The 21,971-nt window shown below is 64.2% G+C and carries 16 protein-coding genes, 5 pseudogenes and 2 riboswitches; of the genes and pseudogenes, 16 read left to right on the top strand and 5 right to left on the bottom strand.

The window, feature by feature from the left end; genetic code table 11:
• Window positions 1–37: 37 nt before the first annotated feature.
• The 4 genes from cysD (at window position 38) to rlmB (ending at window position 4,361) form a co-directional block, all read left to right on the top strand.
• Window positions 38–967 (top strand): sulfate adenylyltransferase subunit CysD, encoded by a 930-nt coding sequence (cysD, locus tag V5B44_RS14205; protein WP_332359679.1) that lies wholly within the window; start codon window positions 38–40, stop codon window positions 965–967.
• Window positions 967–2,256: a sulfate adenylyltransferase subunit CysN gene (gene cysN, locus V5B44_RS14200; RefSeq protein WP_332359678.1), complete on the top strand. Its 1,290-nt coding sequence runs from the start codon at window positions 967–969 to the stop codon at window positions 2,254–2,256. The genes cysD and cysN overlap by 1 nt, the downstream gene beginning before the upstream one ends.
• A 179-nt stretch (window positions 2,257–2,435) precedes the next feature.
• Window positions 2,436–3,554: a hypothetical protein gene (locus tag V5B44_RS14195; RefSeq protein ID WP_332360047.1), complete on the top strand. Its 1,119-nt coding sequence runs from the start codon at window positions 2,436–2,438 to the stop codon at window positions 3,552–3,554.
• Between the two features lie 48 nt (window positions 3,555–3,602).
• Window positions 3,603–4,361 (top strand): 23S rRNA (guanosine(2251)-2'-O)-methyltransferase RlmB, encoded by a 759-nt coding sequence (gene rlmB / locus V5B44_RS14190; protein WP_332359677.1) that lies wholly within the window; start codon window positions 3,603–3,605, stop codon window positions 4,359–4,361.
• Between the two features lie 20 nt (window positions 4,362–4,381).
• Here the strand turns inward: rlmB and V5B44_RS14185 are convergent, their stop codons facing one another.
• Window positions 4,382–6,583 (bottom strand): polysaccharide biosynthesis tyrosine autokinase, encoded by a 2,202-nt coding sequence (locus V5B44_RS14185; RefSeq protein ID WP_332359676.1) that lies wholly within the window; start codon window positions 6,581–6,583, stop codon window positions 4,382–4,384.
• A gap of 181 nt (window positions 6,584–6,764) precedes the next feature.
• The gene (locus V5B44_RS14180; RefSeq protein ID WP_332359675.1) at window positions 6,765–7,958 is read right to left on the bottom strand and encodes a polysaccharide export protein; all 1,194 of its coding nucleotides are present in this window, start codon (window positions 7,956–7,958) and stop codon (window positions 6,765–6,767) included.
• Between V5B44_RS14180 and V5B44_RS14175 the strand changes: the two genes are divergently transcribed.
• Entirely contained in the window at window positions 7,957–8,079 is a 123-nt protein-coding gene (locus tag V5B44_RS14175; RefSeq protein WP_332359674.1) for a hypothetical protein, read from the top strand. The two genes, V5B44_RS14180 and V5B44_RS14175, sit on opposite strands and share 2 nt — an antisense overlap.
• 219 nt (window positions 8,080–8,298) lie before the next feature.
• Here the strand turns inward: V5B44_RS14175 and V5B44_RS14170 are convergent, their stop codons facing one another.
• From V5B44_RS14170 to V5B44_RS14160, 3 genes are all read right to left on the bottom strand, one after another.
• Window positions 8,299–8,739, bottom strand: a complete 441-nt coding sequence (locus tag V5B44_RS14170; protein ID WP_332359673.1) for a low molecular weight protein-tyrosine-phosphatase — start codon at window positions 8,737–8,739, stop codon at window positions 8,299–8,301.
• 9 nt (window positions 8,740–8,748) lie between these two features.
• Window positions 8,749–10,284 (bottom strand): MraY family glycosyltransferase, encoded by a 1,536-nt coding sequence (locus V5B44_RS14165; RefSeq protein WP_332359672.1) that lies wholly within the window; start codon window positions 10,282–10,284, stop codon window positions 8,749–8,751.
• 135 nt (window positions 10,285–10,419) lie between these two features.
• On the bottom strand, window positions 10,420–11,250 hold the full coding sequence (locus V5B44_RS14160; protein ID WP_332359671.1) for an NF038130 family PEP-CTERM protein: 831 nt from the start codon (window positions 11,248–11,250) through the stop codon (window positions 10,420–10,422).
• Window positions 11,251–11,793: 543 nt separating this feature from the next.
• A riboswitch (glycine riboswitch) is annotated at window positions 11,794–11,880 on the top strand.
• Between the two features lie 3 nt (window positions 11,881–11,883).
• A riboswitch (glycine riboswitch) is annotated at window positions 11,884–11,987 on the top strand.
• A gap of 77 nt (window positions 11,988–12,064) precedes the next feature.
• Here V5B44_RS14160 and gcvT point away from each other — a divergent pair.
• The 11 genes and pseudogenes from gcvT to V5B44_RS14090 all read left to right on the top strand — a co-directional run bounded on the left by gcvT (window position 12,065) and on the right by V5B44_RS14090 (window position 21,864).
• Window positions 12,065–13,153: a glycine cleavage system aminomethyltransferase GcvT gene (gene gcvT / locus V5B44_RS14155; protein ID WP_332359670.1), complete on the top strand. Its 1,089-nt coding sequence runs from the start codon at window positions 12,065–12,067 to the stop codon at window positions 13,151–13,153.
• A 49-nt stretch (window positions 13,154–13,202) separates the two neighbouring features.
• Window positions 13,203–13,585, top strand: a pseudogene (gcvH, locus tag V5B44_RS14150) (glycine cleavage system protein GcvH).
• 28 nt (window positions 13,586–13,613) lie between these two features.
• Window positions 13,614–16,504 (top strand): annotated as a pseudogene (gene gcvP, locus V5B44_RS26725) (aminomethyl-transferring glycine dehydrogenase); the annotation flags it as partial.
• A gap of 118 nt (window positions 16,505–16,622) precedes the next feature.
• A pseudogene (locus V5B44_RS14125) lies at window positions 16,623–17,101 on the top strand (glutathione peroxidase).
• A 104-nt stretch (window positions 17,102–17,205) separates the two neighbouring features.
• Window positions 17,206–17,524: pseudogene (locus V5B44_RS14120) on the top strand (DUF2946 family protein); the annotation flags it as partial.
• Between the two features lie 249 nt (window positions 17,525–17,773).
• Window positions 17,774–18,562, top strand: a pseudogene (locus V5B44_RS14115) (ferritin-like domain-containing protein).
• A gap of 48 nt (window positions 18,563–18,610) precedes the next feature.
• Window positions 18,611–18,754: a hypothetical protein gene (locus V5B44_RS14110; RefSeq protein WP_332359665.1), complete on the top strand. Its 144-nt coding sequence runs from the start codon at window positions 18,611–18,613 to the stop codon at window positions 18,752–18,754.
• The gene (locus tag V5B44_RS14105; RefSeq protein ID WP_332359664.1) at window positions 18,745–19,344 is read left to right on the top strand and encodes an MFS transporter; all 600 of its coding nucleotides are present in this window, start codon (window positions 18,745–18,747) and stop codon (window positions 19,342–19,344) included. Before V5B44_RS14110 ends, V5B44_RS14105 begins: the two co-directional genes overlap by 10 nt.
• On the top strand, window positions 19,320–19,802 hold the full coding sequence (locus V5B44_RS14100; protein WP_332359663.1) for a hypothetical protein: 483 nt from the start codon (window positions 19,320–19,322) through the stop codon (window positions 19,800–19,802). The genes V5B44_RS14105 and V5B44_RS14100 overlap by 25 nt, the downstream gene beginning before the upstream one ends.
• Window positions 19,803–19,985: 183 nt before the next feature.
• On the top strand, window positions 19,986–20,987 hold the full coding sequence (clpX, locus tag V5B44_RS14095) for an ATP-dependent Clp protease ATP-binding subunit ClpX (RefSeq protein WP_332359661.1): 1,002 nt from the start codon (window positions 19,986–19,988) through the stop codon (window positions 20,985–20,987).
• A gap of 142 nt (window positions 20,988–21,129) precedes the next feature.
• Window positions 21,130–21,864 (top strand): alpha/beta hydrolase, encoded by a 735-nt coding sequence (locus V5B44_RS14090; RefSeq protein WP_332360046.1) that lies wholly within the window; start codon window positions 21,130–21,132, stop codon window positions 21,862–21,864.
• The last annotated feature ends 107 nt before the right edge of the window (window positions 21,865–21,971 follow it).

Here is a 21,971-nt window from a genome sequence, read left to right as displayed (position 1 = left end):
GCCCGACGCACTGCAAGCCCCGAAACACAGGTCCATCATGAATACAGCAACGCTCTCCCAGCCAGGCCAGGCCAGGCTTTCCCACCTTGACTGGCTGGAATCCGAAGCCATCCACATCATGCGCGAGGTCGCCGGCCAGTGCAGCACCCCGGTTCTGCTTTTCTCCGGCGGCAAGGACTCGATCTGCATGCTGCGCATCGCCGAGAAGGCCTTCCGCCCGGGCCGCTTTCCCTTCCCGCTGCTGCACGTCGATACCGGCCACAACTACCGCGAGGTCACCGAATTCCGCGACCGGCGGGCGGCCGAGCTCGGCGAACGCCTGATCGTTCGCTCGGTCGAGGACTCGATGGCGCGCGGCACCGTCGTTCTCAAGTCGGCCGACGAACCGCGCAACAAGCATCAGTCGGTGACGCTGCTCGAAGCGATCGAGGAATTCGGTTTCGATGCCTGCATCGGCGGCGCGCGCCGCGACGAGGAAAAGGCCCGCGCCAAGGAACGCATCTTCTCGTTCCGCGACGAGTTCGGCCAATGGGATCCGAAAAGCCAGCGGCCAGAGCTGTGGGATCTCTACAACGCGCGCAGCTTCAAGGGCGAGAACATCCGCGTCTTCCCGATCTCGAACTGGACCGAGATCGACGTCTGGCAGTACATCGAGCGCGAGCGCCTCGCCCTGCCGTCGATTTACTTTGCACACCGACGCCCACTCGTTCGCCGCAGCGGTGGCCTGCTGCCGGTGACCGAGGTGACGCCGGCGCGATCCGGTGAGACGATCGAGAACCTGATGGTCCGCTTTCGCACCGTCGGCGACATCACCTGCACCGCGCCGGTCGAGTCCGATGCCGACACCGTCGCCAGAATCATCGCCGAAACGGCCATCACGACGATCACCGAACGCGGCGCGACCCGCCTCGACGACCAGACATCGGACGCATCGATGGAACAACGCAAGAAGGAAGGCTATTTCTGATGTCCGCGATCGAGAAACTCCCCGCCGAAACCCTCCCGGACAACGGCCTGCTGCGCTTTCTGACCTGCGGCAGCGTCGATGATGGCAAGAGCACCTTGATCGGTCGCCTGTTGTTCGACAGCAAGACGATCCTCGCCGATACCCTGCACGCCATCCAGCGCACCTCGGCCAAACGCGGGCTGGACGTCGTCGACCTGTCGCTGCTGACCGACGGACTGCAGGCCGAGCGCGAACAGGGAATCACCATCGACGTCGCCTATCGTTACTTCACGACCGGTACGCGCAAGTACATCATCGCCGACGCCCCCGGCCACGAGCAATATACGCGCAACATGGTGACCGCCGCGTCGACCGCCGACCTGGCGATCATCCTGATCGACGCCCGCAAGGGCGTGCTGACGCAGACCCGGCGCCACTCCTACCTGGCGCACCTGCTCGGCATTCGGCATATCGTCGTCGCGGTCAACAAGATGGACCTGGTCGACTACTCACCCGAAACCTTCGCGCAGATCAGGGATGACTACCTGGCCTTCGCCGCCGAGCTGGGTATAGCGGACGTGCGTTTCGTCCCGATGTCGGCGCTCAACGGCGACATGATCGTTGACCGTGGCGAGCACCTCGACTGGTACGACGGGCCGACGCTGCTCGAGATCCTCGAGACCGCGCCGGCGATCCACAGCGCCCACGCCGAGAAATTCCGCTTCCCGGTGCAGTACGTCTGCCGCCCGCAGGATTCGGCCAACCCGGAACTGCACGACTATCGCGGCTTCATGGGCCGGGTGGAGTCCGGTGAGCTGGCCATTGGCGATGCGGTGACCGTACTGCCTTCCGGACGCGAGACCCGCGTCCGGGACATCCAGGTGCTCGGCGAGTCACAACCGCACGCGGTCGCCGAACAGTCGGTCACCATCCTGCTCGACGACGAGATCGACATCTCGCGCGGCGACATGATCGTCAAGAGCGGCGAACTGCCAATGGTCAGCAAACAGATCGACGCCATGCTCTGCTGGCTGTCGGAATCGCCGCTCGACCCGCGCCGCAAGTACCTGCTTCGCCATACCACGCGCGACAGCAAGGCGATGCTCGCCGGCATCGACTACCGGGTCGACGTCAACACGCTGGAACAGCAGGCGGCCGAGCGGCTGGTGATGAACGATATCGCCCGCGTCAGCTTCCGGCTGGCGCAGCCGATTTTCGCCGATCCGTACTCGGAGAGCCGCGGCACCGGCGCCTTCATCGTCATCGACGAGTCGTCGAACAATACCGTCGGCGCCGGCATGATCGTCTGAGCGGCAGCACCTGCCGGGCGGCCTCGATGGCTGGCGGCACCGCGACCTCCAGCAGCCGGGCGGGAGTGTTTGACCTGAGCGCCAAGCGCGAAGATACTAGTGAGCGTCCGCCCGCAACCGCGGTGTGGAATGCCCGGCCAGCAACTGGCCGCGTTTGCCGTCTGAAGGCTCCGGTCGCCATGGACATCCACGGAAAACCCATCGAGGAACGCATCGACTGGCTGTTCGGCCTCGCCGATCGGCACAGCACGATCTTCCGCAGCCCGGAAGCGTGGCTGGCACGCGAGCGCTATCTGGCCGAACACCCGACAGCGATCGCGGTCCTCAAGTGCATGGACGGCCGGATCAACATTCCGGTCGCCACCAACACACCGGTCGGTATCCTGATGCCGTTTCGCAACCTCGGCGGCATCTTCGACCTCGGCTGGCCGCACCTCGGTGAGGTCCTCGCCCACCAGGTGCAGCGCGTCGTCAGCGCCGGCCGCAACGTCGTCTTCCTGGTCACCTACCATTACTCGCAGGGCGACCCGCGGCGGGGCTGCGCCGGCTTTCAGTACGACACGGCAGCGGCGATCGCCCACACCTACGAAATACGGCGTCAGATCGAACACATCTTCGGCACCGATCACGGCACCGTCTACCCTCTGGTCTGCGGTTTCGAGACCGACGAGGACGCGCTGGTGATCCATGGTACGGCCGGCGACAAGCTCGACCTCGCGACGCTGACTTCGACTGACCGGGCGACGCTCGAACTGCGCCTCGCCGCCCTGCTGCCGGACATGCCGGCACGCATGCGGGCCGATCTGCTGCCGCTGTTCTACGGCAATCTCGAACATATCGAGAACGTGCGCGCGCAGATTCGCCGCAATGAACGGCTGCTCGACATCGAACACCGCGAGTGGATGATCTGTCTTGGCCGCGGTTTCGACTTCCTGCATACGCCGAACATCGCGCTGATCATCGGCCCCTACAGTCCGAACCTCGACGTCCCGATCCGCCGCGCTGCCGGCATCATCGAAGCCAACATGCAGGCTGGACGCATCCCGGACGACGGCTTCCTGCTGCTGGCTTCGGTGCCCTACGACGAGATCGGCGTGGACCGCGCGCGCGCCGAGCTCAAGTCTCGCTTTCTGTCAACCTTCGCCGCCGATGTCATTCGCGCCGAGTTTCCTCGCCTTGGCGAGCAGATGAGCATGCGCACCGCGGTGCTCGACTGGCGCTCGCGAACCCTGGAGACGATCGCGGTCAACCAGACGCAAGCTGGGCAATCTGCCGTCAACAAGCACATCGTCCCCTGAACCGTTCCCCTCCAGCCCTTCCCCCTCAACCTGGCTCCTCGCCCCTCGATGACATCCCACTCACGACTGATTTTCGGCTTTCATTCGACCCTGGCCAAGTTGCGTCACGACGCCGGTGCGGTGCGCGAGATCTATGTCGATTCCGGGCGCCACGATGCGCGTCTGCGCGACCTGCTGGCGCACGCGGAGTTCGCCAAGGTGCGCGTGCTGCCGGTACCTTCCGTCCGCCTGGAAGCGATGGCTCCCGGCGCCCGGCATCAGGGTGTCATCGCCACTGTCGATTCGACGCAACGCCACGTGACGCTCGACGACGTGCTCGATACGCTGGACGAAGCGCCGTTCCTGCTCGTCCTTGACGGCATCCAGGACCCGCACAATCTCGGCGCCTGCCTGCGGGTCGCCGATGCCGTCGGCGCGCATGCGGTGATCGCGCCCAGGGACCGCGCCGTCGGCCTCACCCAGACGGCGATCAAGGTGGCCAGCGGAGCGGCCGAAACGGTGCCGTACATCACGGTCACCAATCTCGCCCGCACATTGCGCGAACTGAAGGAACGCGGGATCTGGCTGGTCGGCACCGATGCCGAGGCAAAGGACGATCTTTATGCTGCTCAGTGGCCAGTCGCCTGCGCCTGGGTTCTCGGTGCCGAAGGCGACGGCCTGCGTCGCCTGACCCGGGAAACCTGCGATCAACTGGTCAGCATCCCCATGCTCGGCTCGGTTGCCAGCCTCAACGTGTCGGTCGCCACCGGCGTCTGCCTCTACGAGGCGCGGCGGCGGCTTGCCAGCCAGGGATCTGCCGGCAAATAGCCCCGCTCGCAGCCAAACGTCTAGGTCTTGTACGAGTAACGGTAGACGTAACCCTTGTAGCCATAACGGTAATTCTGGCGACTGACGTTGAGGTCGTTGAAAACGAAGCCCTTGACCTGTACGCCGGCCTGATTGAGCCGTTTGACCGCCTGTTCGAGCTCGCGGATCGGGTGCTTGCCTGCCCGCGCGACCATCAGCGTTGCGCCGACATGCCGCCCGATGATCGCCGCATCGGAGACCGCCAGCACCGGCGGCGCATCGACAATGACCGTATCGAAGCGCGCAGCGAGTTCGCTCAGCAGCACTTGAAAACGCGGATGCATCAGCAACTCGGAAGGATTCGGTGGAATCTGGCCGGTCGTGACCACCCACAGCTTGGGCACCATGGTGGTCTTCAGGAGGTCTTCAAGGGATGCCTGCCCGGCGACGTACTCTGAAACGCCGACCGCCCGCTCGAGGCCGAACTCCTGGTGCAGGTGTCCCCGGCGCAGGTCGGCATCGACAATCACGACCCGTTTGTCGACCTGTGCCAGGACCGCGCCCAGGTTCTTGGAGATGAAGCTCTTGCCCAGGCCCGGACTCGATCCGGTGATCAGCAGCGAGTTGCGCTGCGCGTCGAGCAGCGCGAAGTGAAGCGTCGTGCGCAGTCCGCGCAGGCTCTCGACCGCATCATCCTGCGGATACGATACCGCCAGCAGTTCCTCGACGCCGCCGCGCGCCTTGCGATACAACTCGAGTTCGGTCTTGCTGTGAGGCACCGTCGCGTACACCGGCAGGCCGAGCTGCGACTCGATGATCTCCGGGTCTTCCACCACCACCCGCAGCGAACGCAGTACCCAGATCACCACCATGCTGACCAGCAGGCCGAGCAGCAGGGCAATTCCCAGGATCGCCACCGGGCCTGCGCCAACCGGCTTGCGCGCAACGGCAGCGGTATCGATGACGCGCACGTCGCCGACCGTGCCGGCCTTGGATACCCGCAACTGCTGCGCCGTGTTGAGCAGCTCGGTATACAGCCGGTTGGAAACCTCGACATCGCGCGCCAGCCGCAGAACGGTCTGCTGGGTATCGGGCAGGCGCGAAACCTCGCCGTCAAACTGCTTGCGGCGGTCGTTGAGGCGCGCCAGCTTGTTGTCTACCGCCTGGATCCGGGGGTGCTCCGGGGTGAAACTCTGGCGCAGTTCGTCGCGCTCCTGCTTGAGCAATACCGCGGCATTCTCGACTTCAACCAGCGACTTCAGGATGCCCTGCGTCTCCAGGCTCAGGTCTAGCGAGCCGCGGCTCTGGCGATAGCTGTTGTAGGCCGCTTCGGCGCTGTCAACCTGCGTCTTGAGCGCAGGCAACTGGGTTTCGAGGAACTTGAGCGTTTTCTCGGCCTCAGCCGACCGCCGCTCGACGTTCTGCCGGACGTAGGTATTGAGGATGTCATCCAGTACCAGAGCGATCTGCTCGGGGCGCGATCCAAGCAAGCTCAGTTCAAGCACGCCCGACTTCTTGCCCCGTTCCTTGACCGAGTAACTGCTGCGCAGATCGTCAATCGCCGCTTCGGCAGAGCGTTTCGTCAACCGGAACTGGGTATCCGGCCGCGCTCTGAGTTGCGCGACAAAGATGGAGTAGCCCTGGTCGCTGGCGCGCGTCCCTGCCTTTCCCTTGAGGACCAGGCGGTCATCGTCGTCAAAAACTTCGAACGTACCGCCCTCCCGGGCGATCAGGGCGTGTGGCTGATCGAGCGCCTGCGGGGGAACGTCGAGCGAATCGACCTGGATCCGTTCGCCACCCCAGGCGAAACTCGAAAAGCCAAGCCACGCAGAGTTCGGCTCGTCGCCCTGATAGCGCCGGGCAAACGCACCGCCAATCAGCGGCAGTGTCCTCGGCATGGCAACAATGTCGAGCTTGAGTTTGTTCACCACTCGTCCGAGAACCATCCTCGAAGTGAGGATTTCGACCTCGGCAGACACAGTCGTATCGTCACCCAACAGCGGCTCGAGGGCTTTGAGCGCCCCGCCCGAGCCCTTTTCTTCAATCTGCAGCAATCCATCCGCCCGGTAGACCGGCTTGGCCACCAGCACCCACGCCAGACCGAGGGCCAGCGCAAAAAGACTGATCGCCGCGATCAGCCAGCGATAGTCCATCAGTACGGCAATGATCTCGCCCAGAGCCAGGCCTTCATCCTCTTCGTCAGCGGAAGCCTGCTGCATCGGCTGCGGGGCGGCCGTGTTCATAGCGGGGCCGCTGCCCGTATTGGGAAAGGGTCTTGAGTGATCGTTGTCCATTGGTTGTCCGTGGTTGTGGTCGCCTGGCAGCGCGCCGGGCCGAGCGTGGTGCGAGCAAGCAGGCAGTTCTCAGCCGACAGGGCTCGCGGCTACCATGCGGCCACGCACGCGGCCCAGCCCTGCTTCGGCGCTACGGCTGCCGTCCGCCAAAAAGTGGGTACTGCGTCCGGCTGGTCACATCAAGCATCGTCGCGGTCGGCAGGATGTTCGCGATTACACGCTGCCAGCGAACAACTGGTGCCGTATCGACATAGATGACGTCGCGTGGCCGGAGCGGAAAGCGATCCGCAAGCAACAGCGCGTCGGGCAGACGCGAATCGAGATGGAACAGTTCCGGCGTATCGGTGTTGCCGCGCATGACGTAGATCCAGCGGGGATCGGCGGTACTCTGATTGATGTAGCCGGCATCACTGAGCGCTTCGGCAAGCGTCGAACGCTTCCTGTTCATCACCAGCGAGCCCGGCTTGGTCACTTCGCCCAGCACGAAGACCTTGTTGTAACTGCGGTCGGCGACGTTGACGATGTCGCCCTGCTCGAGCAGCGCATTCTGCTCGCTGGCACCGTAGTCATACATTGCCTGGATATCGACCAGATAGGTCGTGCCACGCCGGGTCAGCAGCACGCGGCTGAAATCCGCCTCGGGCGTGAAACCCCCGGCACGATTGACCGCATCGAGAACGGTCATCGGAATATCGGTCACCTGCTGAATACCCGGCTTCGCCACCTCTCCGACGACATACACCTGCTGGCTACGGAAGGCGACCATGCGCACATCGAGCTGAACGCGCTCGATGTACTTGGCCAGCTTGTCCGACAGGATCGCCCGTAGCTCGCGAGTCGTCTTGCCCTGGGCCTTGATGACCCCGACGTAGGGGTAGAAGATCGTTCCGTCTTCGGCAACCACGGTACCGGCCTGCTCGGCCGTACGGAAACTGCCCGCGGGAATGGTCAGTTCAGGGTGATCCCAGACGATGATCGAGATGATGTCGCCCGGACCGAGCCGGTACTCGGGCACCGACGCGGGGTTGTCACCGATGAAACGCGGACTGTCCTTCGCCGCCACCTTCGCCGAGCTGGTGCCATCGCCAATTGGCGGCCGCGCCGCCTGAAACATGTCGATGATCAGTTCGGCGGTAATCGGTCTGATCTTGATGTTGGCTGGCGCAAGCAAGTCGCCCTGCTGCACCGGCAGCCTGACGTCGGACTCCTCACGGTTGCCGTAATTCTGGTTACCGGGAATGAGGGTGCAACCCGCCAACAGGCTCGCGGCGACACACACCAGCAAGCGACGGCTCCCGTCATGGCGGGCAAAGGACAGCTTCATGCCGAACTCCTCATATCTTTCCCTCATTGCGGCTGCCGAGAACCTCTCGTCAACGGGCGCCGCGCAGTTTACCCCCGGCTGGACCATCGCGCAAAGACATCAGCGCCTGTGGTCGGCCTGATCAGCCCGTTCACAGCCGCCCGGCATACCTCCGGCGGTGCTCGTCCAGGCGCCTTGGGCGAACCCCGGCGAACCCCGTGTGCAGCCTGGGAACCTTCACCCGGCCGGAACAATGCGATGCTGGTGCTGCCGGGGGAGTCGTCGGTTCCGAACGCAAGGATAACGCCGGTCGACTTCGGGACCAGTGCCTTATTTCACACCCGCGCAAAGAACAGCCAGCTCAGCAGAGCTTGCTGATCCACGGATCGAGCGCATCCTCGATCAACTGCAGAGCTTCCGCGTGCGCTGCATCTCCTCGCCGATACGGGTCGGGAATCTCGGTCCTCGTCCAGTGCCCGAGCAGGAAGGTCTTGCCACGCGCCGTCGGGTCCATCGCCAGCACCGCCTCCCGGTGGTGTTTTTCCATGACCAGAACGAGTTCAGCCCAGCGCAGACGCTCGGGCGTGAGCTGGCTGGCACGATGTGTACTGAGGTCCACACCACGCGCATTCATCATCGCACAGGTGGCTTCTTCCGCCGGATGATCGACCAGCGCGCCAATGCCCGCGGAGCGCGCTTCCACCCGCTTCCCGGCTTTTTCGATACGCTGACGCAGCAGGAACTCTGCCGCCGGGCTGCGACAGATGTTGCCGGTACAGACTGTGAGAATCCTGCTGAACATGTGCTCAACTCACCTGCAGGAGGGTGGAACGCTGACTTCAAACCCCGGAACGGTGCTCTCGACCGGGCAGCAGCCACGCTCCATCGAGTAGATCAAGGTGCTCCGGACACCACGGCGATCAGCCTCCCGGCTGCTGCCCGGTAGCAATGGCTCGCCGGCACCCACACGAGAGTTCGGGCTGCTACGGCCCATCAAGAGACGTACCTCAAGTCCCGGCTGCCCGGCGATGCGCCTCTTGATGCGCCGCGCATCACGCTGTATGTTGCCGATCAGCTGCTCGTCGCCGTCGGTGTGAATGTGCACGACACAATAGACGTTGCGGCCGTCGGTCGAAGACCTGTCCATCTCGTACACACCGAGCTGGAAATCATAAGTGCTGCCAAGTCCCTGCGAGATCACCGCAACAATCTCCGGAGACTTCTCCCTGCGCAGATAGCCGACAAAGATGCCGCGCACCTGGACCGACGGCAGCCCCAGCCAGCGATTGAGCTGGCGCAGACGGGTAACCAGGCGTGCGGGCCGCAGGATGACCACGAAGTACACCGCGAAAACCCCGAGAAACAGCCAGAACATCAGATACTCGGGGACACCCAGCAGGAAACCACAGACCCCGATCAAGCCAAAGAGAACTTGCATCACAGCCGCAAGGAGAACGACGTCGCTTACCCGAAACCCGGCGCGGACAAAGAGATGATGCAGATGGTTGCGGTCAGCACGGAACGGCGACCCGCCAAACCAGACACGGCGCAGCATGACGCCGACGGTATCCATCAGCGGCAGAGCCAACAACCACAACGCGGTAACCGGCGTCATCGCCGCCTGCTCCCCCTGCGACATGGCAATGAACAACCAGGCAAAGAGGAAGCCCAGCAACATGCTGCCGTTGTCGCCTAGAAAAACCCGCGCCCGGCGGTTACCCGGATAGCGGAGATTGTAATAGAGGAAGCCTGCGACGCCACCCATCAGGGCAACAATGAGAAAGACATAGGAACTTCCGTTGCCGTAATACGCGACGATGCCGGTCAGCGCCAGACTGACCAGACTCCCCGTGCCTGAAAGGCCATCGATGCCATCCATCATGTTGATAGCATTGATCAGGCCGATGGTTGCGAAAACGGTCAGAGGAATAGCCAGCCAGCCGAGATCAACGACCACGCCCGGAACCAGCTCACCAAGCGAGCGGAGTTCGACGCCGCCGAGGAAGACCATCGACAACGCAACCAGCGCCTGCACGATGAAACGGGGCTTGAAACCAAGGCGCCAGATATCATCAACCAGGCCGGTGAGGAAGATGGCCAGTGCGCCGAAAAGAATCCCGCTCAGGGGAGCAAGCGTGACATCAGCAAAAAACGTATCGGCCAACAGAGAAGCGCTGACGACAACAGTCATCAAGCCAAAGCCGCCGACAAACGGCGTACTCGCCTGGTGCTGCTTGTGCCCGCCAGGGTGATCCATGATTCCGAGATAGCCGGCAAGCGCAATACCTACTCGGATCGCCACACCGGATACCAGCAGACACACGCCGAACAAAACGGCCAAATCCACGGCCACCTCCGCAATTCACAGTCAAGGCTTCAGCGCCGCCCCGGACACTGGTCACGCTCGACACAAGCAGAGCCCTTGCGGGCTCTGCTCTTGGAACCTCACGGCGCTTGCGCGCCGGTGAACTCTCAGGCTCGCTCAGACCCGACGGCGACGGCCGAGGAACAGACCGACGAGACCGATGCCCAGCAGCGCGAGCGATTCGGGTTCGGGGATCTGCACGTTGTAGTTACCTGTATACGAGCCATCTTTAGTAAAAACAAGGGAGTTCGTCGCAGAAAACCCGAACAGGTACTCATGGGCATTACCCAAGGTGACCTCAACGACCTCGCTCACTTGCGCCCCTTTGGGAAACACCAAGCCGGGAAACAATTGCCCCAGGGCCTGCGACGCGTCGAAGAAACCTGCCAGGCCGATATTGACCGTGTGACCGTCAATGTAGACATACGAAATATTGGGGTCACTGACGAAGTTCCAGGGCTTGAGGCCGAGCGGATTGGTGACAGGCGTACCCACAGGAACAGTCAGGAAGCTGTTTACTGCAAAATCCAACTGCTGTTGAGTCAAGGGCTGGTTAATCGAAGCCGCCGCACCGCCGACGTAGCGATAAGCCAGAGCATTGTTGTTACCGGTCCAGTCATCGCTGTCCAGGCCGCTCAGTGTGATGTTCTTGCCACCGACCGTACCGGTCATCACCGCGACTGGCTTCGCGCCGTACTTCCCGAGTTCCACGTTGCCGCCGGGCTTCGTGGCGTCACCGTTACCATCGTTGAGGGCCGCTTGGGCATTCGCGAGGTCAGATACCCCGAGGCTGAGTAGCCCCACGCCTGTAGCGTCAGCGTTATAAACGGCAAACGTATTGCTGATTCCGGTGACCTGCATACCAATCGGCGCGGCCGACGCGCCGGCCGAAGCAGCCATTGCCAACACCGCCAAAGCGATTCTTGTCTTGCTAGATAGTAGATTCATTGAGAACTCCTTCACGTCAATCACCAGTCCGTTTCGCAGACCGGTTGATGAGGGTTTTAATGGGCTTCACAAGTCTTGGCTTTCGGAAACCCGGAAAGCAACATCCGTGCGTCCTCAACAAAACCTGACTCAGTGAAAAAGTAGCAATATTCGTGCCCAAAAAGGAATGTTCCATGAAACCAAGTGTTTAATAATTCACGAATCGTTCAAGATAACTCAAGTGTAAAAAAAACCGACACCGCACCCCTGGCCCACGCGATCGAGGGCGACCGCCTCGCACTCGCAAGACGAGGCTCTGATGCCTCCCTGCGGCAGGTGGACCCCTCAAGCCCCTGAGGGTTGCAGCACCCGCGGCAGGAACCTCGCCGCTGAGGCAGCGCCCCGGCCCGGCAGCCACGCGTATCCCTTGAAGCACCCGAGCCCGGCTCCCCGGGGCAACAATTGAACCTTCAGACACCGCCCGGCGACCGCCCCTCGCTGCGCTGTAGCGACGCACCCCAGCGACGATTGCCTTGCGAGCCGGGCTCGCGTCGCGTTATAGTCGCACCGCGAATGGGAGAGGGCGACAGTGTCGCCGCCGACGGCGCAATCCACCCGGAAACGCTCAGGCAAAAGGACCGTTCGTGCAATGAACTCTGGAGAGCGGCGCACGCTATTGGCGAAGCGCCCACCGATGGGGCAAGAGCGGCTGCGAATGAGGGTAGCCGCCCGACAATCTCTCAGGTACATGGACAGGGGGGTGAACTCGTTTCGGGTTCGCCCCTTTTCTGTTTCTTGAATCCACTCGAACAAGTGCTCCTTATGGATTGATACGATGAAGAAAACTGTCCTCAATGCCTGCCACCGCCGAAGCGGCGCCCGAATGGTCGATTTCGGCGGCTGGGAGATGCCGCTGCACTATGGTTCACAGATCGAGGAACATCACGCCGTGCGCCGCGACGCCGGCATGTTCGACGTCTCGCACATGTGCGCCGTTGATGTGGCGGGTCGCGACGCCGGTGTTTTTCTCCGTCGCCTGCTGGCCAACAATGTCGAGCGGCTGAAGGTCCCCGGCAAGGCACTGTACAGCGCCATGCTCAACCAAGCCGGCGGGGTGATCGATGACCTGATCGTGTATTACCTCGACGACCGTAGCTACCGGGTGGTGGTCAACGCCGGCACCGCCGAGAAGGATCTGGACTGGATGGCCGCCCGCCGCGACGAGTGGCAGCTTGCGGTAGACATCACGCCCCGCCGCGAGGGCGCCGGGGCGCTGGCGATGATCGCTGTCCAGGGACCGCATGCTCGCCAGAAGGTGTGGCAGGTGCTGCCCGAATGCCGGGCAGCCAGTGAAGCGCTGAAGCCCTTCTTTGCCGCCGTCGTCGGCGACCACTTCATCGCCAGTACCGGCTATACGGGTGAAGATGGCTACGAGATCACCCTGCCCGCCGCCCGGGCCGACGGCCTCTGGCAGGCACTCGCTGCAGCGGGTGTGCGGCCTTGTGGGCTGGGCGCCCGCGACACGCTGCGCCTTGAGGCCGGCATGAATCTCTACGGCCAGGATATGGACGAAACAGTTTCGCCGCTCGACGCCGGCCTGGCCTGGACGGTCGATCTCGTATCACCGCGCGACTTCGTCGGCAAGGCCGCCCTCCTCGCCCGGCCGCAGCAAGTCCAGTTTCTCGGCCTGGTGCTGCTCGACCGCGGCGTGCTGCGAGCCCACCAACCGGTACACACCACCCATGGCAACGGTGAGATCACCAGTGGCAGCTTCTCCCCGACGATGCAACAATCGATCGCCCTCGCCCGCCTGCCACTCGCCGTGACGATAGGCGACACGGTCCAGGTGTCGATTCGCGACAAACGGCTCGCTGCCCGGGTGGTCAAACCCGCTTTCGTCAGAAACGGCAACATCCTCGTTTGATTTCATGGCATTAAATGGCCAGACTTGGTCTTATTTATCAGGAGAGAAGATGAACATCCCCGCCGACCTCAAGTACACCAGGAGTCACGAATGGGTCCGCGCGAAGCGGACGGCACTGTCACCATCGGCATCAGCGATCATGCCCAGGAGCTGCTTGGCGACCTGGTTTTCATCGAATTGCCGGAGGTCGGCCGCGAACTCGCCGCCGAGCAGGAAGCCGCCGTCGTTGAATCGGTCAAGGCGGCTGCCGACGTCTACGCGCCGCTGACGGGAACCGTCATCGAGCTCAACCAGGCGGCGGTCGACGCCCCCGAACTGGTCAATCAGGACGCCTATGCTGCCTGGCTGTTCAGGATGAAGCCCGCCGCAGCCAGCGACCTGGATGGCCTGCTCGATGCCGCCGCCTACCAGCAAATCGTTGACGCCGCCTAGGCCAGTGGAAGCGCTACCGGAAGACGCCATGCCTGCCCCCCTTTCGTCCCCTCCCTCATTGCCGTCGCTCGCCACCCTCGAACAGCGCGACGATTTCCTTGACCGTCACATCGGCCCCGACGCCAGTGAAATCACTGCCATGCTGGCAAGCATCGGCGCGAGCAGCCTCGAGCAACTCGTCGAACAGACCGTGCCGGCGGCGATTCGGCTGGCGGCGCCACTGGCGCTCGCCGAGCCCCGCCCGGAAGGAGAAGCGCTGGCAGCGCTGCGGGCGATTGCCCGCCGCAACCGCGTGCAGCACTCGATGATCGGCATGGGCTACGCTGACACGCTGACCCCGGCGTGGTACTGCGCAACGTGCTTGAGAACCCCGGCTGGTACACCGCCTACACGCCGTACCAGGCAGAACTCGCGCAGGGGCGCCTCGAGGCGCTGCTCAACTACCAGCAGATGGTGATCGACCTGACCGGCCTCGAACTGGCCAACGCCTCGCTGCTCGACGAGGCGACCGCCGCCGCCGAAGCGATGAGCATGGCACGCCGGGTCAGCAAGGTCGAAGTCGAACGGTTCTTCGTTGACGCCGGCCTGCTTCCCGCAAACCATCGACGTGCTCAGACGCGCGCCGCCTTCTTCGGCTTTGAACTGGTCTTTGGCACGCCGGACGAGGCGGCGCAGCAGGAGGTCTTCGGCGCGCTGTTTCAGTATCCGAACGACGACGGCGAAGTCAGCGACCTCAGCGGACCGATCGCTGCCGTCAAATCACGCGGCGGCGTCGTCGCCGTCGCCTCGGATCTGATGGCGCTGGTGCTGCTCCGCTCGCCGGGCGAAATGGGCGCCGATATCGCCCTCGGATCGTCGCAGCGTTTTGGCATCCCGCTCGGTTTCGGGGGTCCGCACGCCGCCTTTTTTGCCACCCGGGACGAGCACAAGCGTCGGTCGCCGGCCGCATCATCGGCGTCTCGATCGACGCCCGCGGCAAGCGGGCGCTGCGCATGGCGCTGCAGACCCGCGAACAGCACATCCGGCGCGAAAAGGCCAACTCGAACATCTGCACCGTCGCAGGTTCTGCTCGCCAACATGGCCGGCATGTATGCCGTCTATCACGGCCCGCAGGGCCTGCGCAGCATCGCCGGCCGCATCCACCGCCTGGCCGCGATTCTCGCCGAAGGCTGCGGCGTGCCGGAATCACCGTCCTCACCAGGCACTTCTTCGACACCCTGCGCGTCGACCTCGGCAGCCGATGCGCTGAGCGCCTACCAGGCCGCGGTCGACGCTGGCTACAACCTGCGCCAGGTATCGCCCGGCGTACTCGGCATCGCGGTCAACGAGAAGACCACACGCGCCGACATCACCCTCTGATCAAGCTGATCACCGGCGTCACCGCCGACCTCACGCCGCTCGACGAGCAACTGCAGCAGGCCGACCCGACCTTGCCGGCAGCCTGCTGCGCCAGGACGCCATCCTCACGCATCCGGTATTCAACACGCACCATACCGAACACGCAGATGCTGCGCTACCTCAAGAAGCTGCAGAACCGCGATCTGGCGCTCGATCACTCGATGATCTCGCTCGGTTCCTGCACCATGAAGCTCAACGCCAGCAGCGAGATGATCCCGATCACCTGGCCGGAATTCACCGACATCCACCCCTTCGCCCCGCTCGACCAGGCGCAGGGTTACCTGCAGATGATCGGCGAGCTGGAAAGCCTGGCTCAAGGCGATCACCGGTTTCGACGCCATCTGCATGCAGCCGAACTCGGGGGCACAGGGCGAATACGCCGGCCTGGTCGCCATCGCACGTTATCACGCCAGCCGCGGCGAAACGCAGCGCAAGGTCTGCCTGATCCCGAAGTCGGCGCACGGCACCAACCCGCCACCGCGCAGATGTGCGGCATGCGGGTGGTGGTGGTCGATTGCGACGATGCCGGCAACATCGACCTTGCCGACCTGCGGCCAAGGCGGCGCAGAACGCGGCCAACCTCGCCTGCCTGATGATCACCTACCCGTCGACGCACGGCGTCTTCGAGGAATCGGTCAAGGATATCTGCGCCATCGTGCACCAGCATGGCGGCCAGGTGTACATGGACGGCGCCAACCTCAACGCGCAGGTCGGCCTGACCTCGCCGGCACTGATCGGCGCCGACGTCAGCCACATGAATCTGCACAAGACCTTCTGCATCCCGCACGGCGGCGGCGGTCCGGGCATGGGACCGATCGGTCTCAAGGCGCATCTGGCGCCGTTCATGGCCAACCACAGCGTACAGCCGATCAGCGGCCCGCACGCTGGCCAGGGCGCGGTCGCCGCGGCGCCCTGGGGATCGGCTTCGATCCTGCCGATCTCGTGGATGTATATCGCCATGATGGGCGGCAGCGGGCTGACGCGCGCCACCGAAGTGGCCATCCTCAACGCCAACTACATCGCCAGCCGCCTGCAGCCACACTACCCGGTGCTGTACACCGGCAGCAACGGCCGCGTGGCGCACGAATGCATCCTCGACATCCGCCCGCTCAAGGCAGCGACCGGAATCTCCGAGATCGACATCGCCAAGCGCTTGATGGACTATGGCTTTCACGCGCCGACGGTCAGCTTCCCGGTCGCCGGAACGATGATGGTCGAGCCGACCGAGTCGGAATCGAAAAGCCGAACTCGACCGCTTCATCGCCGCGATGATCAGCATCCGCGAAGAGATCCGCCAGATCGAAGCTGGGCCACTGGCCGCCGACGACAACCCGCTGAAGCATGCGCCGCATACCCAGGCCGACCTCGTCGACGCGACTGGAGCGACCGTACAGCCGCCAGGAAGCCGTTTTCCCGCTGCCCTGGGTGGCCGAGAACAAGTTCTGGCCGAGCGTCAATCGGGTCGACGACGTCTATGGCGACCGCCACCTGTTCTGTGCCTGCGTGCCGATCGACGAGTACTGCGAAGAGTCGAGCGGCATCGACGCTGCGCGCCGCGTCGCGAGCCGGCGCTGGCGCATCCCGGGCGATTTGTGATTACACTTCGTCTCCCCAGACAACGATTCCTGGAGACATGAACATGAGCGCACCGATCCACGAGTTCACCGCCGAACGCCTCACCGGCGGCAGCCAGTCGCTGGGCGACTACGCGGGCAAGGTCCTGCTGATCGTCAACACCGCCAGCAATGCGGCTTCACGCCGCAGTACGAAGGGCTCGAAGCGCTCTACCAGCGCTATCGCGAGCGCGGCCTGGTGGTGCTCGGTTTTCCCTGCAACCAGTTCGGCGCGCAGGAACCCGGAGAGGCCGAGGAGATCGCCAGCTTCTGCCAGAAGAACTACGGCGTCAGCTTCCCGATGTTTGCCAAGGATCGAGGTCAACGGCGACGACGCGCACCCGCTCTACCAGTATCTGAAGAAAGCGGCACCCGGCCTGCTCGGCAGCGAGGGAATCAAGTGGAACTTCACCAAGTTTCTGGTCAATCGCGAGGGGGAAGTGAGAACGCTATGCGCCGGCCACCCGCCGGAGCCATCGCAGACGACATCGAGGAACTGCTCTGAGGTGCCTGCCGCCGCGGCTGCTCGCCGACGACCGGCGGAGGCTGGCAGCAAGGTTCACCACCCGGGCCCGCCGAGTGAAGCATGCCGCGCCTGACTTCAGCGCCATGCTGCGCTGGCCGAACGTGCCTGCCTGCTACGGCTGGCTGTCGCTCGACCGGCGCGGGCCGCTGGCGCCTGCGCGGCGAAGCGGTCACCCACGCCGGCCTGAACGATTTCCTGAACCGCCAGTACGCGCATGACCAGGACGGCAACTACTTCGTGCAGAACGGCCCGCAACGGGTGTTCGTCGAACTCGAGTACACGCCGTGGGTCCTGCGCCTGACGGCGGAAGACCGCCTCGAAACGCATGTCGGCGAAGTCGTCGACGAAATTCGCGGCGCCGGCATCGACGACGAAGGCAATCTCCTGATCGAGATCCCGACGGGATCGCCCTGCTCTGCGACCGCGACCTGCCCGCCCTGCGCCGCTGCCTGCGCCTGCCGAACGGCGAGGTCGCCGACGACGCGAGCCTCCTCGCCAGCCATCGAGCAGCCGGTGACCCGGCGCCAGCACGCTGCTGACGCTCCACTGGCAGGGCCAGCGGCTGCCGGTGCGCTCGCTGCACCGATCGGAAGTACCCGGACGCTATGGCTTCGTCGCCTCACCGCAGGCGACGATGCCGCGGGAGCACCTTTGAACCTGCGCCAACTCGCCCTCGACGCCTTGCTGCTCAGGAGCCCGGGAGCAAAGTGCGCGGCCGTCCATGGCCATCGCGCCGCCCGCGAGCGATCATGCAATCGCCGCCCGATCCAGCCGCCTGGCCAGCGAAACGCTTCCCGGCCGCAGTGCCCGGCCCCTGCTGGTGCCGCCGGCGCAGCTCGCGCAAGCGACCGGTCAGCACCCTTGAGGGACGCGCGGCGCTGATTCATTCGCTGGCCCATATCGAGCTGAACGCGGTCAATCTGGCGCTCGACATCGTCTGGCGCTTCGACGGCCTGCCGCCGACTTCTACCGTGACTGGATCGGCGTCGCCAGGGAGGAGGCGGCCACTTCGAACTGCTGCGCGAACATCTGCAAACGATGGGCTTCAGCTACGGCGACTTCCCGGCCCACGACGGCCTCTGGGAAATGGCCGAGAAAGGACCAGCGACGACCTCCTGGCGCGCCTGGCGCTGGTGCCGCGAACGCTCGAGGCGCGCGGCCTCGACGCGGCGCCGCCGATTCGCGACAAGCTGCGGCGCGTCGGCGACGAGCGCGGTGCGGCGATCCTGGAAATCATCCTCGCGACGAGATCGGCCACGTCGCCATCGGCAACCGCTGGTACCGCTGGCTCTGCGACCAACGCGGCCTGGATCCGGTGGCCTGCTACGCCGAGCTCGCCAGAGCTATCGCGCGCCCGCGCCTGCGCGGGCCTTTCAACCTCGAGCGCGCCGCGCCGCGGGCTTCGACGAGCAGGAACTGGCGGCACTGCAGGCTGGCTGAAGCGGAGCGGGGAACCAGAACATGCTGCCCGGGCCGCCGTCGTAGCGGATGACTTCCGCCCGTCCGTCCTTCGCGCTGGCAGCGCTGCTGACGACGCTGGTCGCCCTCGGCCCCTTGTCCACCGATCTCTACCTGCCGGCACTGCCGACGCTGGCCAGAGTCTTTGCCACCGATGCGGCCGGGTGCAGCTGACGCTGTCGGTGTTCCTTGCCGGCTTTGCCTGCGGACAGATTTTCTATGGTCCGCTGTCCGATCGCTTCGGGCGACGACCTCTCATGCTCGGCGGCCTGGCGCTCTTTTGTGCGGGCTCGATCGGCTGCGTCCTTGCGACAAGCATCGAGATGCTCGTCCTTGCCCGTTTCGTGCAGGCCCTTGGCGCCTGCGCGGGGCCGGTGATCGGCCGAGCGGTCGTCCGCGACCTCTGGGGCGCCAGCGAATCGGCACGGATCATTGCCTACATGGGTGGCGCAATGGCCATTGCGCCGCTGGTCGGACCAACGCTCGGTGGTTTCCTGACCGTTCTCTTCGGCTGGCAGTCCAATTTCCTGCTGCTGCTCCTCATTGGCGCATTGCAGCTTGTCGCCGTCGCCTGCATGCTGAGCGAAAGCAATGTCCATCGTGACCCAGCGGCAAGCAATCCGCGCCAGATGGTCGCCAACTTCGCCCGCTTGCTCGCCGACCGCCACTATCTGGCTGCCTGCTCAGCTTCTCCTTTTCCTACAGCGCGCTGTTCGCCTTCATCTCGGCTTCGTCATTCGTGCTCGCGGATCGCCACGGGCTGACGCCACAGGTGTATGGACTGTGCTTCGGCGTCGTCATCGCCGGCTACCTGCTGGGCTCGCTGGCCTCCGGCCGGCTGGTCAGACGCCTCGGCAGCGATTACCTGCTCCTTCGCGGCGCCTGGCTCGGCGCCATCGCCGGAGTCAGCATGGCGGCACTCGAATTCTCGGGCGTCCGCAGCATCGCCGCCATCCTTGGACCGATGTTCTTCTGTACCGTGGCAACCGGCCTGGTCATGCCGAATGCCATTGCCAGGGCGCTGGCCCCTTATCCGACAATGGCTGGCGCGGCTTCGGCCCTGATGGGCTGCGTTCAGATGACCATCGCCGCGCTGGTGGGAATCGCCGTAGGCCACGCGCTGGCCGGCGGCGGTGCAGTGCTGGCCATGGCCGTGGCCGTCTGCACGCTAGCCGCGCCCCTGTCGTACCTGGCCCTGACCCGGGGACAGAGATGCACCTGAGCGTGCGCGCAAAGCTGACCACGGCCGGCCCCGGACCTTCACCCGGCCCGGCCCGGCCATGCCGAGCCGCACGAGCGACCGTTTCGGCATAACATGGGCGCCTGGCAGACGGCCCGCCTGGAAGCAGCCTGGCAAGCGAACCAAAAGCCTGTTGCAACGTTTGTCGATTCCACGGGGTACGCCTTGTTAGCCAGAGAAACCACACCCAGCGCGATCGTCAGGTATCTCGATCAGTACGTCATTGGCCAGGATGAGGCCAAGAAGGTCCTGGCCGTTGCCGTCTATTCGCATTACCGGAAGATCGCCACCTTTCACAACGACAGGGGCGCGATGGCAAAGAGCAACGTCCTCCTCGTCGGACCGTCAGGAACCGGCAAGACCCTGCTCTGCGACACCTTGTCGAGAATGCTCAAGGTGCCCTTCGTCACCGCCGATGCGACTTCGCTGGCGCAGACCAAGTATGTCAATGAAGAGATCGAGGCCGCACTGCAGCGGCTGCTGGACAAGGCCGACGGCAACATCGAGCAGGCGCAGCACGGGATCATCTTCATCGACGAAATCGACAAACTGAAGGCGACGCACGCCCCGTCGGCGGCGACTTCAGGCGAGAGTGTGCAACACGCACTGCTGAAGATCATGGAAGGTTCGCCGGTCAAGCTGAAGAACAACCAGTACATCGACACCAGCACTATCCTGTTCATCTGCGGCGGAGCGTTTGTCGGCCTCGAAAACATCATGTCGAGAACGCATGGTTTCGGCTTCATCGCCACCTCGACTGATGACAACCAGAACATCCTCGACCGTCTGAACAAGCGGGTAAAGCCCACCGACCTCTTCGAATTCGGGCTGATTCCCGAGTTCACCGGCCGCCTGCCGGTGATCGCCAACCTCCACCCCTTGAGCAAGGCGATGCTGGTGAGCATCATGAGCGTACCGAAGAACTCGATCTACCGGCAGTACATCGAAATCTTCCGGGGAGAAGGCGTGGAGTTGAGCATCGGACCGCGGGTGTTCGAGCAGATTGCCGAGATCGCCATTGAATACCAGACCGGTGCCCGCAGCCTGCGCGGCATCTTCGAGGAACTGATCACGCCGATCCTCTACCTCGTGCCGGACAACCCGGAAATTGGCAAGGTTGAGATCCTTTCGCTGTTCGAAGACCCTCGCTATTTCAAGCGAAAATAGGAGCACTGTGCTGCGCCCACTGTCGTCGTCCACCCTGCGCAGCCGCCCTGGCGGCTCGCGATTCATTGCCACGGCTGCGGCGACGCGGCGGATCGTAGTCCTCAGCGCCTTGAGTTATCTGATCGCCCTGACGGGAATCGCCATGTTCCAGAATCATCTGCTCTACTTCCCGGACCAGGCCAGCGTGGCGGAAATGGTCTCGGGTGGGCTTTCGCCCTGGCCAACGGGTAGCGACTTCCGCGGCCTGTCGGCCGAACCACTTGCGTCACCGGCACGCGCCACGGCGATCGTTTTCCACGGCAACGCCGGCCACGCCGGCCACCGCCAGTTCTACGCCGACGTCCTCACCCGCCTCGGTCTGCGCGTGATCCTCGCCGAGTATCCCGCTTATGGGCCACGCGCCGGCGAACTCGGCGAGCCAAGCCTGGTCGCCGACGCCGAACAGACGATTGCCCTGGCGCACGCTCGCCACGGCGGGCCGCTGCTGATCATCGGCGAATCGCTCGGAGCCGGCGTGGCAGCCGCAGCCAGTGCGCGCCATCGCGAGGCGATCGCCGGCCTCCTGCTGATCACGCCATGGGACCGGCTTGAACACGTCGCCAGCCACCACTACCCGATGCTGCCGGTGAAGTGGCTATTGCGCGACCGCTACGACAGCGTCGGCCACCTGGCGACCATCGGACGCCCCGTGCTGGTGGTCGTTGCCGGCGACGACCAAATCGTCCCGAGCCGTTTCGGCCGGGCACTCTACGACTCGCTGGCAGAACCCAAGCGCCTGTCGGTGATCGCAGGCGCCGGGCACAACGACTGGTTCGACCGGCTGGACGAAGCCTGGTGGCGGCAGGCGATCGATTTCCTGCTGGCCGGATCTCGCTGAGCCGGGGAAGCCCGAGCGTGCCCAGGCGTTACGGGTGAACTCAATGACGATGGTTCCTCATGGCTGATTCCGCTCTCCGCAGATGGGTGACGGCCCAAGTCATCGGC

It is taken from the genome of Candidatus Accumulibacter necessarius, assembly GCF_036625085.1.
The sequence above is the reverse complement of the archived record's forward strand: the minus strand, read 5'-3'. Positions and strand labels throughout refer to the sequence as shown.